Origin of the sequence: Streptomyces sp. NBC_01622 (assembly GCF_045209635.1) — a bacterium.
Lineage (GTDB): Bacteria > Actinomycetota > Actinomycetes > Streptomycetales > Streptomycetaceae > Streptomyces.
Map to the genome: position 1 here is coordinate 3,768,041 of NZ_CP109293.1, position 13,815 is coordinate 3,781,855.

Annotated in this window: 12 protein-coding genes; 3 read left to right on the forward strand and 9 right to left on the reverse strand. The window is 70.3% G+C overall.

Translation table 11 applies throughout. The features are described from left to right. Positions 1 to 16: 16 nt before the first annotated feature. Entirely contained in the window at positions 17 to 652 is a 636-nt protein-coding gene (locus OH768_RS16775) for a GNAT family N-acetyltransferase (RefSeq protein WP_406454415.1), read from the forward strand. Positions 653 to 655: 3 nt separating this feature from the next. On the opposite strand, the gene OH768_RS16780 is transcribed toward OH768_RS16775, so the two are convergent. The 7 genes from OH768_RS16780 to OH768_RS16810 form a co-directional block, all read right to left on the reverse strand. After that, positions 656 to 1,264 carry an ADP-ribosyltransferase gene (locus OH768_RS16780; RefSeq protein WP_406454417.1) on the reverse strand — a complete coding sequence of 203 codons (609 nt, stop codon included), beginning with the start codon at positions 1,262 to 1,264 and terminating at the stop codon, positions 656 to 658. 88 nt (positions 1,265 to 1,352) lie between these two features. Continuing rightward, the gene (locus OH768_RS16785) at positions 1,353 to 2,543 is read right to left on the reverse strand and encodes a hypothetical protein (protein ID WP_406454419.1); all 1,191 of its coding nucleotides are present in this window, start codon (positions 2,541 to 2,543) and stop codon (positions 1,353 to 1,355) included. After that, the gene (locus OH768_RS16790; RefSeq protein ID WP_406454421.1) at positions 2,543 to 3,334 is read right to left on the reverse strand and encodes a polysaccharide deacetylase family protein; all 792 of its coding nucleotides are present in this window, start codon (positions 3,332 to 3,334) and stop codon (positions 2,543 to 2,545) included. The genes OH768_RS16785 and OH768_RS16790 overlap by 1 nt, the downstream gene beginning before the upstream one ends. 225 nt (positions 3,335 to 3,559) lie before the next feature. After that, positions 3,560 to 4,063 (reverse strand): ATP-binding protein, encoded by a 504-nt coding sequence (locus OH768_RS16795; protein WP_406454423.1) that lies wholly within the window; start codon positions 4,061 to 4,063, stop codon positions 3,560 to 3,562. Between the two features lie 285 nt (positions 4,064 to 4,348). After that, a complete protein-coding gene (locus tag OH768_RS16800; protein ID WP_406454425.1) occupies positions 4,349 to 5,116 on the reverse strand; it encodes an enoyl-CoA hydratase/isomerase family protein in 768 nt (255 codons plus the stop codon). Between the two features lie 129 nt (positions 5,117 to 5,245). Beyond that, a complete protein-coding gene (locus OH768_RS16805) occupies positions 5,246 to 6,493 on the reverse strand; it encodes an Ig-like domain-containing protein (protein ID WP_406454427.1) in 1,248 nt (415 codons plus the stop codon). 166 nt (positions 6,494 to 6,659) lie between these two features. After that, a complete protein-coding gene (locus OH768_RS16810) occupies positions 6,660 to 7,892 on the reverse strand; it encodes an Ig-like domain-containing protein (protein ID WP_406454429.1) in 1,233 nt (410 codons plus the stop codon). Between the two features lie 152 nt (positions 7,893 to 8,044). Here OH768_RS16810 and glgX point away from each other — a divergent pair, with 152 nt between their 5' ends. Then, positions 8,045 to 10,339, forward strand: a complete 2,295-nt coding sequence (gene glgX, locus OH768_RS16815; protein WP_406454431.1) for a glycogen debranching protein GlgX — start codon at positions 8,045 to 8,047, stop codon at positions 10,337 to 10,339. A gap of 137 nt (positions 10,340 to 10,476) precedes the next feature. Next, positions 10,477 to 11,892, forward strand: coding sequence for a sulfatase (locus OH768_RS16820; protein ID WP_406454433.1), 1,416 nt, complete (start codon positions 10,477 to 10,479; stop codon positions 11,890 to 11,892). A 7-nt stretch (positions 11,893 to 11,899) separates the two neighbouring features. On the opposite strand, the gene OH768_RS16825 is transcribed toward OH768_RS16820, so the two are convergent. Together OH768_RS16825 and OH768_RS16830 are read right to left on the reverse strand one after the other, a co-directional pair. Beyond that, positions 11,900 to 12,544, reverse strand: coding sequence for a response regulator (locus tag OH768_RS16825; RefSeq protein ID WP_406454435.1), 645 nt, complete (start codon positions 12,542 to 12,544; stop codon positions 11,900 to 11,902). Then, on the reverse strand, positions 12,537 to 13,805 hold the full coding sequence (locus OH768_RS16830) for a sensor histidine kinase (RefSeq protein WP_406454437.1): 1,269 nt from the start codon (positions 13,803 to 13,805) through the stop codon (positions 12,537 to 12,539). The genes OH768_RS16825 and OH768_RS16830 overlap by 8 nt, the downstream gene beginning before the upstream one ends. Positions 13,806 to 13,815: the final 10 nt, after the last annotated feature.

The following is a 13,815-nucleotide window of genomic DNA, read 5'->3' on the forward strand; positions in this document are numbered from 1 at the left end:
TGCGAGGAGCACCGTGATGGAGACTCTCCGGGACATTCTCGACGCGGCGGCGCGGGGTGTCTTCCCGCCGCCGGACGGCCGTACGACCGTGGTGCCGCAGGCGTCCGAGCGGGACGCGGGGGTGCTCGCCTTCACCGCGCACGCGGTGGTCTTCGTCGACGAGGATCCGCGATGGGTGTACGACACCCTGGCCGCCGTGCCCTGCGACGCGCTCGGGGCGCCGATGAACCCGCGGTTCCTGGCGGCCCTGCTCGACCGGACGGGCCGTGCGGCGGAGACCGTCGACGCGATGCTCGTGGGCACCCCGCTGCCGGGCGAACCGCCGCTCCCGCTGAAGGAGATCGTGGACAGCGACCATCCGAGGATCGTGTACGCCCGCGGCCGGCGTGACGACGTGCGCGCGTGGACGACGGAGGGCGGGGTGCTGGTGATGGGGCGCGGGATCGCGGGGCGCCTGGAGGTCTCGGTCGAGATCGAGGAGGGCGTACGGCAGCGGGGGCTGGGGCGCTCGCTGGTGGCCGCCGCGCGGCAGCTGGCGGCCGAGCCGCTGTGGGCGCAGGTGGCGCCGGGGAACGCCCGCAGCATGCGGGCGTTCCTGGCGGCGGGTTACCGTCCGGTGGGTTCGGAGGCGCTGCTGCTCAGCGCGCCCTGAGCGTCAGTGCCACGGCTGGTAGTACGGGTTGCTCTCGCAGTCGCTCATGATCTCGACCTTGGTCTTCTTGTCGACCGGGCAGACGCCGATGATGTACTGCCGCTTGATGCCGCCGGGGAAGGCGACCTCGACCTGGTCGGCCCACTTGTGGGTGTCGCCGATGGTCTTGTTGACGTCGACGCCGCCGGGGGCGTCGACGTAGTAGTTGTAGCCCGACTTGTACCAGGTCTTGTACAGGTCGTGGTCGTAGGTCGTCGAGACGTACGGCGAGGGCTGGTTGGCCAGGACGTACTTCTCGATGTCGTACTGCCCGTTGATGACGTCCTTGGGCAGGAAGCCCTGCTCGAAGACGACCGCCGGGCCGCGGCTGTCGCTGCGGTAGAGCGTGCCGCAGCTGGTGCGCCAGACCGGGTCCGGGGTGATGCGGGAGATGTCCACGCGGTCGTCGGCGGCGGCCATCGCGGGGTCGGCGACCTGGGGGCAGGCGGGGGCGGCGGCCCTGACCGGCGTGCGGGTGGTGTGGGTGGGGACGGTGGCGGCGGTCGTGGCGAGGACGGCCGCGAGGGACAGGACGGCGGCAGCGGTCCGCCGCCGCAGATGCAGGGTGATCATGCGAGGCACGATTCCGGTTCCACGGCGGCGGACTGTGGATCATCACCCGTACGGGGGCGTGTCCAACTGACCGGCGGTCAAGGCGATTTCAGCGGAAGATACCGGTGTGGCCGAGCGAGTAGCGGCCGGGCTGCGGGTAGACGGCGAGGCCGTGCGGGCCGCCGCCGACCTTGATACGGGCGAGCTGGGTGCCGGTGCGGGTGTCGATGGCGTACACCTCGGAGTTGTAGCGGCCGGACAGCCACAGCACCTTGCCGTCGGCGGAGACACCGCCCATGTCGGGGCTGCCGCCGTGCGGCAGATGCCACTTCTTGGTCAGCCTGTTCTTGGTGAAGTCGAAGATGGAGATGCTGCCTTCGCCCCGGTTGGAGATGTACATCTCGCGCGAGTCCCGGCTGATGTACAGGCCGTGGCAGCCCTTGCCGGTGGGCAGGAAGTCCGGCTTGGCGAAGGTGTCGCCGTTCAGCACCCACATGCCGTTGGCCATCATGTCGGCGATGTAGAACCGCTTGCCGTCGGGCGAGATCTTGACGTCCTGCGGCATCGACCCGTGGAACGGCAGTTTCTGCTGCCCGATCACCTTCATCTTCTCGGTGTCGACCTTGAGCAGTTCGCCGCTGAACTCGCAGGAGACGATGAAGTAGCGGCCGTCCGTGGAGAAGTCGGCGTGGTTGACGCCGTAGCAGCTGACCGGGACCGCCTTCACCGTCTTCATGGTGTGCGCGTCCCGGAACACCAGCTGCCGGTCGAGGGAGGCCATCACGATCGCGTACTTGCCGTTGGGCGTGAAGTACAGGTTGTACGGGTCGTGCACGTCGACGGACTTGCCCGCCCTGCCCGTTCGCGGGTCGATCGGGGTAAGGGTGTTGCCGCGGTCGTTGTTGACCCACAGGGTCTTCAAGTCCCAGGAGGGGACGACGTGTTGGGGCTGGACTCCGACCGGGATGGTCTCGATGACCTCGTACGTCTTCGGGTCGATCACCGAGACCGTGTTGGAGCCGGTGTTGGGGACGTAGACCCGGGAGGGGAAGTCCTTGACCACCGGGGAGAGCCGGTTGGGCCGGTCGGCGGCGTACACGTCGGCCGGGTCGAGCACCGGCGGCATCCCGGGCAGCCCCTGTGCCGCCTGCTTCTGCTTCTGCTGCTGCTGCGGCTGGAGCGCGGCCTTGGTGCCGAGGGCCTCGTCGGCGTGGTTCTGCGAACTGCAGCCGGCGAGGGCGGCCAGTGCGGCGAGGGCGGCGCCGGTGACCAGGGCGCGGGTGAGGGGGGTGTGTCGCATCAGCTCAGCAGCTCCGTGGTCGTCACCGCGCGCAGTCCGCGGCGGTCGAGTTCTTGCAGTACGGCGGGGAGCGCGGCGACCGTGCCGGCGTACCCGAAGTGCATGCTCACGACGGAGCCGTCGCGGACCTCGGCGAGCACCTTGCGGGTGATGGCGGGGGCGCCGGGCTCGGTGAAGTCGAGGGAGTCGACGTCGTAGGACAGCACGTGCGGGTAGCCCACGCGGTGGGCCAGGCGCTGGACGAGGGAGGACGCGGCCGGGGCGCGCGAGGGCCTGAACCAGGTGCCGATCGAACCGGTGAGCCGCTTGAGGCGGTCGGCGCAGCCGGTGATCTCGGCCAGGGCGTCGGCCTCGGACAGGGTGTTGACGGCGATGTGCCGCTGGGTGTGGTTGCCGAGGTCGTGGCCGCCGTCGAGAATGCGGCGGGCGATCCCGGGGTGGGTGTCGAGCCAGGTGCCGACGGCGAGGACGGTGACGCGGGCGCCGTGTTTCTCCGCCTCGGTGAGGAGGGCGGTGGCGATCTTGGGGTCGCCCTGGCCGTGGAAGGTGAGCGCGATCCGGGGGCGGTCGCGGGGTCCGTGGGTGATCTGCGCGGGCTGATGGGGGAAGGCGCGCGGGGCGGGGGCAGGGGCGGTGAGCGGGGTCGCCTTGGCGGCGGGGGCGCGGGCGGGAGCGGCGGGGGCTGCGGCGGGGCCGGTCGTGGCACATCCGGCGGCGAGTGCGCCCCCGGCGACGAGCCCGGCACCCGCACGCAACGCCGTACGGCGGTCGGTCGTGGTCACCCGGTCCATTTAAGGGGCGTTGAGTAAGAAAGCGGGGCATTAACCCGATCGAGGGACCCTCACGGGTCGCGCCTCGCACAGAGGTCCGCACGGGGGGCGGCCGGTCCGACAGCGCCCCATAGGGGCGCGGGGCTGTATCGATATGCGGCTCCGCCGCGCGGGCGCGACCAGCCACAACGGTGCCGCAGAAAACCGACGACCCCGCACCGCCCTCCACAGCGGAGCGTCCCGCGTTCAGCGTTCGGCGACGCGCATCTCGAACCAGGTGGTCTTGCCTCTCGGCAGCAGATCGACGCCCCAGCGGTCGGAGAGTTTGTCGACGAGGAACAGACCGCGACCGCTCAGGTCCATCTCCTGGACCGGCATCAGACAGGGCAGGCCCCGGGAGGGGTCGCGGACTTCGACGCGGATCCAGCCGCGGCGGCGCTTCATCCGCAGCCCGAACACCCGGGCGCCCGTGTGCCGTACGGCGTTTCCGACCAGTTCCGAAACCAGCAGGACGGCGTCCTCGGTCATTTTCGGGCCGAGCCCCCAGTGCCGCAGAACGACGATCTGGGTGAGCCGGCGGGCCGCGGCGGCGGACTCGGGGCGGGAGGGGAGCGGAACTTCCGCCTCCGTCGGATCGCCGAACAACTCGATCGCCTTGAGCGCCCGCTCGTCCTCGACCGCAGGCGACCAGCGCGCCGCGGTCGCACGGCCTTGTCCCCGCGGCTGTCCGATACCTTCCAGCCCCGCCATGCGTCCATCATGGCCGCCACGGACGGCCTCCGGGGCGGTTCCGGAGGAATACGCCCCCCGGAAGCACCCGTTCCGCGACATCCGACTGACATATGCCAAAGACATTTCGACGTCGGCCGCAACCCCTCCGAGCTGCGATGAAGGCTCTGTTGGCGGCAATCGACAGGCTCCCTCGACAAGGCAGACTTAAGGTCACCTTATGGTTCCCATAAACCATCCGGTCGAGGTACCTGCATGAGACATCGCGTCAATTGCAAGTGGCTGAGCGGTATTTGACCGTCCGGTTCAGCGGAACTTTGCCTTGCCGGGGCCCTCTTCGACGAAACTGCGCATCCCGCGCTCACGGTCCTCGGTCGCGAACAGCCCCGCGAACCAGGTCCGTTCGACCGCGAGCCCGGTCTCGATGTCCGTCTCCAGACCGGTGTCGATCGCTTCCTTCGCCGCACGGAGCGCGATCGCCGGTCCCTGCGCGAGCTTCGCCGCCCACGCGTGCGCCTCCGTGTACACCTCGGCGGGCGGCACCAGCCGGTCCACCAGGCCCAGTTGGAGCGCCTCGTCCGCCTTGACCATACGGCCGGTGAAGATCAGGTCCTTCGCCTTCGACGGGCCGATCAGCCGGGCCAGCCGCTGCGTGCCGCCCGCACCCGGAATCAGACCGAGCAGGATCTCCGGCTGCCCCAACTTGGCATTGTCCGCCGCGATCCGGAAGTCCGCGCACAACGCCAACTCGCAGCCCCCGCCCAGCGCATAGCCGGTGATGGCCGCGACCACCGGCTTGGGGATACGGGCCACCGCGGTGAACGACTCCTGCAGCGCGCGCGACCGCACGACCATCGCCGCGTGGTCCATGCGCTGCATCTCCTTGATGTCCGCGCCCGCCGCGAACACCTTCTCCCCGCCGTAGACGACTACGGCACGCACATCGTCACGCCGTGTCGCCTCCTCGGCGAGCTCCTTGAGGCGGTCCTGGGTGGCGGTGTCCAGCGCGTTCATCGGCGGGCGGTCGAGGCGGATGGTGCCGACGCCCTCGGCGACTTCGAGATTCACGGTCATGCACGCATTATCGGGGGTCTGGGGGTCGTCCCCCAGATGGGTACAGCACGTGCGCTGACGACAACGGGCCCGGTGCTGTCGGTCACAGCACCGGGCCCGTACGTCAACTGGAGGGAGTCGACCGAAGGCTTACGCCTTCCACTTGTCCCACGACATGTTCCAGCCGTTGAGGCCGTTGTCGGGCGCCACCGTCTCGTCGTTGGAGTGCTTGACGACGACGACATCGCCGATCATCGAGTGGTTGTAGAACCAGGCGGCCGGAACGCTGCTGCTGTAGCCGCCCTTGACGTCACGGAGGCCGACGCAGCCGTGGCTGGCGTTGTAGTTGCCGAAGGCGCCGCCGCCCCAGTAGTTGCCGTGGATGAAGGTGCCGGAGGTGGTGAGGCGGATGGCGTGCGGGACGTCCTTGATGTCGTACTCGCCGCCGTAGCCGACCGTTTCACCGTTCATCCGGGTCACTTCGAGCTTCTGGCTCATGACCATCTGGCCGTTCCAGGTGTCGTAGCCGGGCTTGCCGGTGGTGACCGGGATGGTCTTGATGGTCCTGCCGTCCTGGGTGACCTTCATCGTGTGCTTCTTGGCGTCGACGACGGAGACCTGGTTGCGGCCGATGGCGAAGGTGACCGTCTTGGACTGCTTGCCGTAGACGCCCGCGCGGCCCTCGACGCCGTCGAGGTTGAGCTTGACGGTGACCTTGGTGCCGGACTTCCAGTAGTTCTCGGGGCGGAAGTCGAGGCGGTCGTTGCCGAACCAGTGGCCCTCGACGTCGACGGCGGGCACGGTCGTGATGGTGATGGCCTTCTTCACGTCGTCCGGGTGCGTGATGCCCCGGGTGAAGTTGACCGAGAAGGACATTCCGACGCCGACCGTGGAGCCGTCCTCGGGGGTGAAGTTGCCGATGAAGGTGTTCTTCGGGGTCAGGGTGGTGAAGCTGGAGTCCTCGGCGGCGACCCGGCCGTCGGAGTCCTTGGCGACGGCGTGCACCAAGTACTTGGTGGCGGCGGCGAGATGGGTCGCCGGCGTCCAGCTCGCACCGCCGCCGGTGATCGCGCCGGCGACCTTGGCACCGTCCGCGTCCTTGACGGTGACCTCGGTCAACTTGCCCTTCGCGGCGCTGATCTTGAGGGCGCCGCTGGTGTCGACCGCCTTCGAGCCGTCCTTGGGGGCGATGGTGACGACGGCCTGCGACTGCTTGGTCTGGGCCGTGCCGGAGGCCTTGCCCTTGGCATCGCCGGAGCCGGACCCCGAGTTGGAGCCACCACCGCCTCCGCACGCGGTGACGGCGAGCAGCAGCACGCCGAGGATCAGCGCAAGCAACCCCTTGTTTCTCCGGCCGCGCGCGTCAACCGACGCCCCCGATATCGGTCGCACGTTCAAGACTTTCTCCCCTCGCCGGGCCCGGTCCGGCCCGCACCCCTTTGCGCATCTGACGTGCGCGTCCGCGCATATTAACCGCCAGGTTTTGAGGTTCGTGTCAGGCGAATGTCACCGTTCGGTCGCAACTTCAACTGCCGCCTGACACAGGGAGCCCGCCCCTCTCCGGTCACTTGAGCGAGCTGCCCGCCTTCCACTCCTTCCAACCCATGTTCCACCCGCCGAGGCCATTGTCCGGAGCGACCCGTTTGTCGTTGCTGTGCACGACCTCGACCACGTCCCCGACGATGCTGCGGTCGAAGAACCATCCGGCCGGGGTGTCCGAGCCGCCGCCCTTGACGTCCCTCAACCCGACGCACCCGTGGCTGACGTTGACGTGCCCCGGGGCGGCCGGCGCCCAGTAGTTGCCGTGCAGGAAGGTGCCGGAGTCGGTGAGCCTCATGGCGTGCGGGACGTCGGGGATGTCGTACTCGCCGCCGAAGCCGACCGTGCGGCTGTTCATGCGGGTCACCTCCAGCATCTCCATGACCACCATTTTCCCGTTGTACGTCGTCCGCCCGGGGGCGCCCGCGGTGATCGGCACGGTGTCCAGGAGGTCGCCGTCGCGCCGGACCTCCATGGTGTGCCTGGCCGCGTCGACCAGGGAGACCTGGCTGCGGCCGACGGTGAAGGAGAACGTCTTGTACTGGAGGCCGTAGACGCCGGGTGCGCCCTCGACGTCCCGCAGGCGCAGGGAGACCGTGACCTGGGTGCCGGGCTTCCAGTAGGACTCGGGGCGGAAGTCGAGGCGGGTGTTGCCGAACCAGTGCGGGCGGACCTCGACGGCCGGTTTCGCGGTGATGTGGATCGCGCGTTCGACGGCGGCCCGGTTCTCGATCTCCCGGTTGAAGCCGAGGGAGACGATCATCCCGGTGCCGACGGTGGCGCGGTTCTCCGGGGTGACGTATCCGATGAACCGTTCGTCCGGGACGTAGGTGGTGAACGTGGTGTGCCGGGCGGAGCGGCGGCCGTGGCCGTCGAGGGCGACCGCGTCGACGATGTACCGGGCGGCCAGGGCGAGCTTCGGGTCCTCGGGTTCCCAGCGCAGTCCGTCGTCGGAGATACGGCCCGGGACGGGGGTGTCCTGGGCGTCCTGCTCCTTGACGACCTGCACCGACTCCAGGCGCCCGCTGGGCACCTTGACCAGCAGCCGCTGGTCGGGTTTGACGCCCTTGGCGGTGTCGTCGGGCGAGATCCGGATCACATCCCCGGGCGCCGGTGCCTTGCCGAAGAGCTCGTCGATACCGCCCCCGCCCGAGTCGTCGGAAGTACAGCCGGTGGCTCCGGCCAGCAGTCCTGCCCATGTCAGTACGGCGGCCAGTGCGACCCCCGCGCGCCGTGCGCGCCCTTTTGCATGCCTCACGGGGTGCCCAACGAGCGGGCCTGCCTCAGGGAAACGTGAGTGCGACCCAAGCTCTGGGCAGAACAGTGGGGAGGATGACAGGACAGGGACTCGCGACCGGGACGTCGTACGCCCTTCACCTCGTCGTTCCATGAGCCGCAGGAGGCCGGACGGTGTCGAGCGCAGCCGAGCAGGAGGCCGTGCAGGAGGGGTACGCCGACGGGGGCGTGCCGGCGGAGCGGTCCGTCGTCGACGCGGCCGTGCCGTCGCCGCGTGCCGTACCCGTGCTGAACGGCGCCCCGCACACCGGGCCGCCGGTGCCCGTGTGGCCGGGGACGCCGATGCCGCTGGGGGCCCGGTTCCGGGTCGGCCCGGACGGGGTGGCGGGCACCAACTTCGCGCTGTGGGCGGGGGGCGCGGAGGCGGTCGAGCTGTGCCTGTTCGACGAGCAGGGCGTGGAGACCCGCGCCCCGCTGACGGAGCTGACGCACGAGATCTGGCACGGCTTCCTGCCCGGTGTGCTGCCCGGACAGCGCTACGGCTTCCGGGTGCACGGCCGCTGGGACCCGTGGACCGGCGCCCGCTGGAACCCGGCGAAGCTGCTCCTCGACCCGTACGCGCGGGCGGTGGACGGCGAGTTCGGGCTGCCGCCCGAGGTGTACGCCCATGTCCGGGACTGGCCGCAGCAGCAGGTCGCGGACACCGTGCGCGACGACCGGGACTCGGCGCCGTACGTCCCGAAGGGTGTCGTCGTCCACGACGACACCACCGGCGACGAGTGGATGGACGACCGCCGCCCGAAGACACCGTGGGCGGACTCGGTGATCTACGAACTCCACGTGGGCGGCTTCACCAAGCTGCACCCCGGGATACCCGAGGAACTCCGGGGCACCTACGCCGGGTTGGCGCACCCGGCGGCGATCGAGCACCTCGTGAAGCTGGGCGTGACGGCCGTCGAACTACTGCCTGTCCATCAGTTCGCGCACGAGGACCATCTGCTGCGCAAGGGCCTGAAGAACTACTGGGGTTACAACTCCATCGGCTACTTCGCCCCGCACTCGGGCTACGCGGCGACCGGTACGGCGGGCCAGCAGGTCGGCGAGTTCAAGCGGATGGTGCGCGCCCTGCACGAGGCCGGGATCGAGGTCATCCTCGACGTGGTCTACAACCACACAGCGGAAGCAGGCGAGTTGGGGCCGATGCTCTCCCTCAAGGGCATCGACAACCGCGGCTACTACCGCCTGCAGAGCGACGCCCGCCGCTACGCCGACTACACGGGCTGCGGCAACACCCTGCACGTGGTGCAGCCGCACGTCCTGAGGCTCATCACCGACTCCCTGCGCTACTGGGTCACGGAGATGGGCGTCGACGGCTTCCGCTTCGACCTCGCGGCGGCGCTGGCCCGTTCGATGCACGACGTCGACATGCTGTCCCCCTTCCTTGCCGTGATCGCTCAAGACCCGGTGCTTCGGCGGGTGAAGCTGATCGCCGAGCCCTGGGACGTCGGCTCCGGCGGCTACCAGGTCGGCGCCTTCCCACCCCTGTGGACGGAGTGGAACGACCGCTATCGCAACGCCGTCCGGGACTTCTGGCGGGGCGCGCTGCCGGACGTACGGGACCTCGGGTACCGGCTGTCGGGGTCGAGCGACCTGTACGCGTGGGGCGGCCGCCGCCCCTACGCCTCCGTCAACTTCATCACCGCGCACGACGGTTACACCCTGCGGGACCTGGTGTCGTACGAGCGCAAGCACAACGAGGCCAACGGCGAGGGTAATCGGGACGGCACGGACGACAACCGGTCCTGGAACTGCGGGGTCGAGGGCGAGACCGACGACGAGCGCGTAAAGGCGCTGCGGCGAAGGCAGTTGAGGAACCTCCTCACCACGCTCCTCCTCTCCACGGGCGTGCCGATGCTGGTCGCGGGTGACGAGCTGGGGCGGACTCAGCGGGGCAACAACAACGCCTACTGCCAGGACAACGAGATCAGTTGGGTGGACTGGGGGCTGCGGGACGACCCGGGCTGGCGGGCGCTGACCGGCCTCACCGCCCGGCTGATCGACCTGCGCCACCGCCACCCGGTGCTGCGCCGCCGGGCGTTCTTCTCCGGGCGGGCCCGATCGGCGGACGGCATAAGGGACTTGGCGTGGTTCACCGCGCGCGGCACGGAGATGACGGAACGGGACTGGTACGCGCCCGCCGCCACCCTGGGCATGTATCTCTCGGGGCGGGACATCCCCGGCCGTGACGAACGCGGCGACCCGATCCTCGACGACAGCTTCCTCGCCGTCCTGCACGCGGGCGACCGGCCGGTGAGCTTCGTGCTGCCGGGGCCGCCGTGGGCGGAGCGGTACGAGGTGGTCGTCGACACCTCGCGGGAGGAGCAGGGAGAGGCGCCGGGGGTGGTGCACCGGGCGGGGTCGGCGATCACCGTGCCGGCCCGGGCGGTGCTGCTGCTGAAGGTCGGCTGAGGGGCGGCCGAAGGGACGGCTGAGGCGACGTTTCAGCTCCGTGAACTCCCGGGCAGATGCCTGGGCACGGGGCGGGCCGGATGATCGCATGGAGGGCACGCCCCCACGGATTCCGCTGCCTCCCCAAAGGACCCCGCATGCCCGAATTAACCCGCCGTGCCTTCGGCGGCCTCGTCGGCGGCGGTGCCGTCACCGCCGTCGCCGGTTCGGCCGCCACCGCCGAGGCCGCCGAACAGGCCCCCGCGGAACGCCCGTTCAGGGCCCGCCCCGCCGCCTCCGGCAGACGTCCCAACCTCCTCGTCATCCTCGGCGACGACCTGGGCTGGGCCGACCTCTCCTCCTACGGCGCCCCGCACATCAAGACGCCCAACCTGGACCGGCTGGCCCGGCAGGGGGTGCGCTTCACCGACGCGTACTCGGGCTCGGCGACCTGCTCCCCGACCCGGTTCAGCCTCTACACCGGACGCTACCCGGGCCGTACACCGGGCGGCCTGGCCGAGCCGATCAACAGCCGGGCACAGGGCCTCGACCCCAGCCATCCCACCCTCGCCTCCCTGCTGCGGAAGGCGGGCTACTCCACCGCCATGATCGGCAAGTGGCACTGCGGCTGGCTGCCCCAGTACAGCCCCACGAAGTCGGGTTGGGACGAGTTCTTCGGCAACCACGGCGGTGTCCTGGAGTACTTCTCCAAGCTCGGCCAGCTCGGCGACTACGACCTCTACGAGGGCGACGCCACCTACCAGGACCTGCGCTACTACACCCAGGTGCTGACCGAGCGGGCGGTGGAGTACGTCGGCCGCGAGCACGGCAAGCCGTGGCTGCTGAACCTCAACTTCACCACCCCGCACTGGCCCTGGCTCGCCGAGGGCGACGCGGAGACCGGCGCCGAGATCGCCGCGAAGATCCGGGCGGCCACCAGCCAGCTGGAGATCAGCGACGCCCTCAACCAGTGGGACGGCGGCTCGGTCGCGAAGTACACGGAGATGGTGCAGAGCCTGGACGCGGCCGTAGGTGAGGTGCTGGCCGCGCTGCGCCGGTCCGGGCAGGAGGAGCACACGCTGGTGTACTTCGCCAGCGACAACGGCGGTGAACGCTGGTCCTACCTCTGGCCGTTGAGCGGCGAGAAGTTCGTGCTCCAGGAGGGCGGCATCCGGGTGCCGACGATCGTGCGCTGGCCGCACCGCATCGACGGCAGCCAGGTCAGCCACGAGCCGAACTTCTCCCCCGACTGGACCGCGACCTTCCTTGAGCTGGCCGGTGCCCGCCCCGACCCCGCGTATCCACTGGACGGCACAAGCCTCGCCGGCTATCTGCTGAAGGGCGAAGAGCTGCCCGAGCGGGACCTGTTCTGGCGGGTGGAGGCCAACCGGGCGCTGCGGCGCGGCGGTTGGAAGTACTACCAGGACGAGGACGGCGACGACCACCTCTTCGACCTCGCCGCCGATCTGCGCGAACAGGCCGATCTCGCCCCCGACAAGCCGGAGTTGCTCGCCGACCTGAAGGCGGCCTGGGAGGAGACAGCCGCCGGCCTGCTGCCCTACCCGACGACCTAGGCCCTGCTCAGCCGAGAATCCCCCGGTCGTACGCCGTCGCCACCGCCGCCGCGCGGTCCTTGACGCCCAACTTGCCGTACAGGTGGGTGAGGTGGGTCTTCACGGTCGCCTCGCTGATGAAGAGTTCGCGGGCGATCTCGCGGTTGGAGGTGCCCTTGGCGACGAGCGCCAGCACTTCGCGTTCGCGGGCGGAGAGCGGCTCGTTGCCGGGGGTCTGGGGGCCGCGCACCGCGGAGACCAGCCGGGAGGCGACGGCGGGAGAGAGGACGGTATGGCCTTCCGCCGCCGCGCGGACGGCGGTGAACAGCTCGTCGCGGGGCGCGTCCTTCAGCAGATAGCCGGTCGCGCCCGCCTCGATCGCCGGCAGGGTGTCGGAGTCGGTGTCGTACGTCGTCAGCACGAGCACCTTCGCGCGGGCGGCGCGGCGGGTCAGCTCCCGGATGGCGTCGACTCCTCCGCCGGCCGGCATCCGCAGGTCCATCAGGATCACGTCCGGGTCGAGGGCGGCGGCCCGCTCCACGGCCTCGACGCCGTTCGCCGCCTCGCCCAGGACGCGGAATCCGGGCGCGGACTCGAACATGCCGCGCAGACCGTCCCGTACGACGGGATGGTCGTCCACGATCAGCAGGGAGATCAGCGGCTCGTCACTCATGGCGGACCAACGGTACGCGAGCCGACAGGGCCGTGCCGTGACCGGGCTCGGACTCGACCGCGAGCGTGCCCGCGATGCGCTCGGCGCGGGCCCGCATGCCGTCGAGGCCGAAGCCGCCGGTGCGGGTGCGTTCGGGCAGCGCGAGCGGGTCGAAGCCCCGGCCGTCGTCGCGGATGTCGAGGATGACGTCCTCGCCGAGGAAGGAGAGGGTGACGCCGACACGGGTGGCGCGGGCGTGCCGGGCCGCGTTCGACAGGGCCTCCTGGGCGATGCGCAGCAGGGTCGCGGAGACCTCGTCGTGAAGCTGTTCGGTGATGCCGGTGACGGTGAACTCGGCGCGGACACCGGCGCGTTCGCCCCACTCGGCGACCGTGTTCTTCAGCGCCTCGGGCAGTCCGTCGTGCTCCAGGGCGACGGGCGCGAGGTTCTGCACGGAGCGGCGGGCCTCGCCGAGACTGTGCCGGGCGAGCGCGGAGGCACGGTCGAGGTGGGTGCGGGCGGTGGTCAAGTCGGGTGCGTTCGCCACGACTTGGAGCTGGGCGATGATGCCGGTCAGGCCCTGGGCGATCGTGTCGTGGATCTCGGCGGCCAGCCGCCGGCGTTCGTCGGCGACCCCCGCTTCCCTTGCCTGGACGAGGAGTTGGGCGTGCAGGGCGGCGTTCTCGTCGAGGGCCTGTTGCAGGGCGGTGTTGGTGCGTTCGAGTTCGGTGATGGTCTCGTTGCGCTCGCGGGAACGCCGGCTCTCCTGCTCCTGGAGATGGGCGACCGTCAGCTGCAGGGCGGACATGGCGACCAGGAGCGCGACGAAGAGGATCCACTGGACCGCGCTCCCGAACGGCATCCCGCCGGCCTGCGCACCGGCCACGGTCACCGAACTCGCGACCAGTCCGAGTCGCTGCCGGTTCCTGCCGGGGATCAGCTCGTCGGCGTCCATGTAGCCGGCGGCGGCGTAGAACGCGAAGAACGGGTCGATCCAGGTGAGGACGAAGGCGAGGGCCCAGCGGACGACGTAGTACGCCGTCCCCGTCCGTGACGGGGTCCGGCCGCGGCCGGGGCGGCGGACACGGGTGGCGTGCCACCACAGCTGAAGGACGAGCGCGGCACCGGTCAGGGCCCAGCCGGTGTTCCACTCGGCGGCGGTGTAGTCGAACAGACCGGCGGAGGCGACCGCGAGGACAACACTGATACCGAGCAGCCCGTACGGCCCCCATGTGTGCAGTTGCTCCCAGCGACGGTCGATCTGCCGGTCCCTGGTGGTCATCTCCCCAGTC

Excerpts from the sequence above, each read along its gene's own strand:
- OH768_RS16775 (WP_406454415.1), top strand. The coding sequence starts at position 17 with ATGGAGACTCTCCGGGACATTCTCGACGCGGCGGCGCGGGGTGTCTTC.
- OH768_RS16780 (WP_406454417.1), bottom strand. The coding sequence starts at position 1,264 with ATGATCACCCTGCATCTGCGGCGGCGGACCGCTGCCGCCGTCCTGTCC.
- OH768_RS16785 (WP_406454419.1), bottom strand. The coding sequence starts at position 2,543 with ATGCGACACACCCCCCTCACCCGCGCCCTGGTCACCGGCGCCGCCCTC.
- OH768_RS16790 (WP_406454421.1), bottom strand. The coding sequence starts at position 3,334 with ATGGACCGGGTGACCACGACCGACCGCCGTACGGCGTTGCGTGCGGGT.
- OH768_RS16795 (WP_406454423.1), bottom strand. The coding sequence starts at position 4,063 with ATGGCGGGGCTGGAAGGTATCGGACAGCCGCGGGGACAAGGCCGTGCG.
- OH768_RS16800 (WP_406454425.1), bottom strand. The coding sequence starts at position 5,116 with ATGACCGTGAATCTCGAAGTCGCCGAGGGCGTCGGCACCATCCGCCTC.
- OH768_RS16820 (WP_406454433.1), top strand. The coding sequence starts at position 10,477 with ATGCCCGAATTAACCCGCCGTGCCTTCGGCGGCCTCGTCGGCGGCGGT.
- OH768_RS16825 (WP_406454435.1), bottom strand. The coding sequence starts at position 12,544 with ATGAGTGACGAGCCGCTGATCTCCCTGCTGATCGTGGACGACCATCCC.
- OH768_RS16830 (WP_406454437.1), bottom strand. The coding sequence starts at position 13,805 with ATGACCACCAGGGACCGGCAGATCGACCGTCGCTGGGAGCAACTGCAC.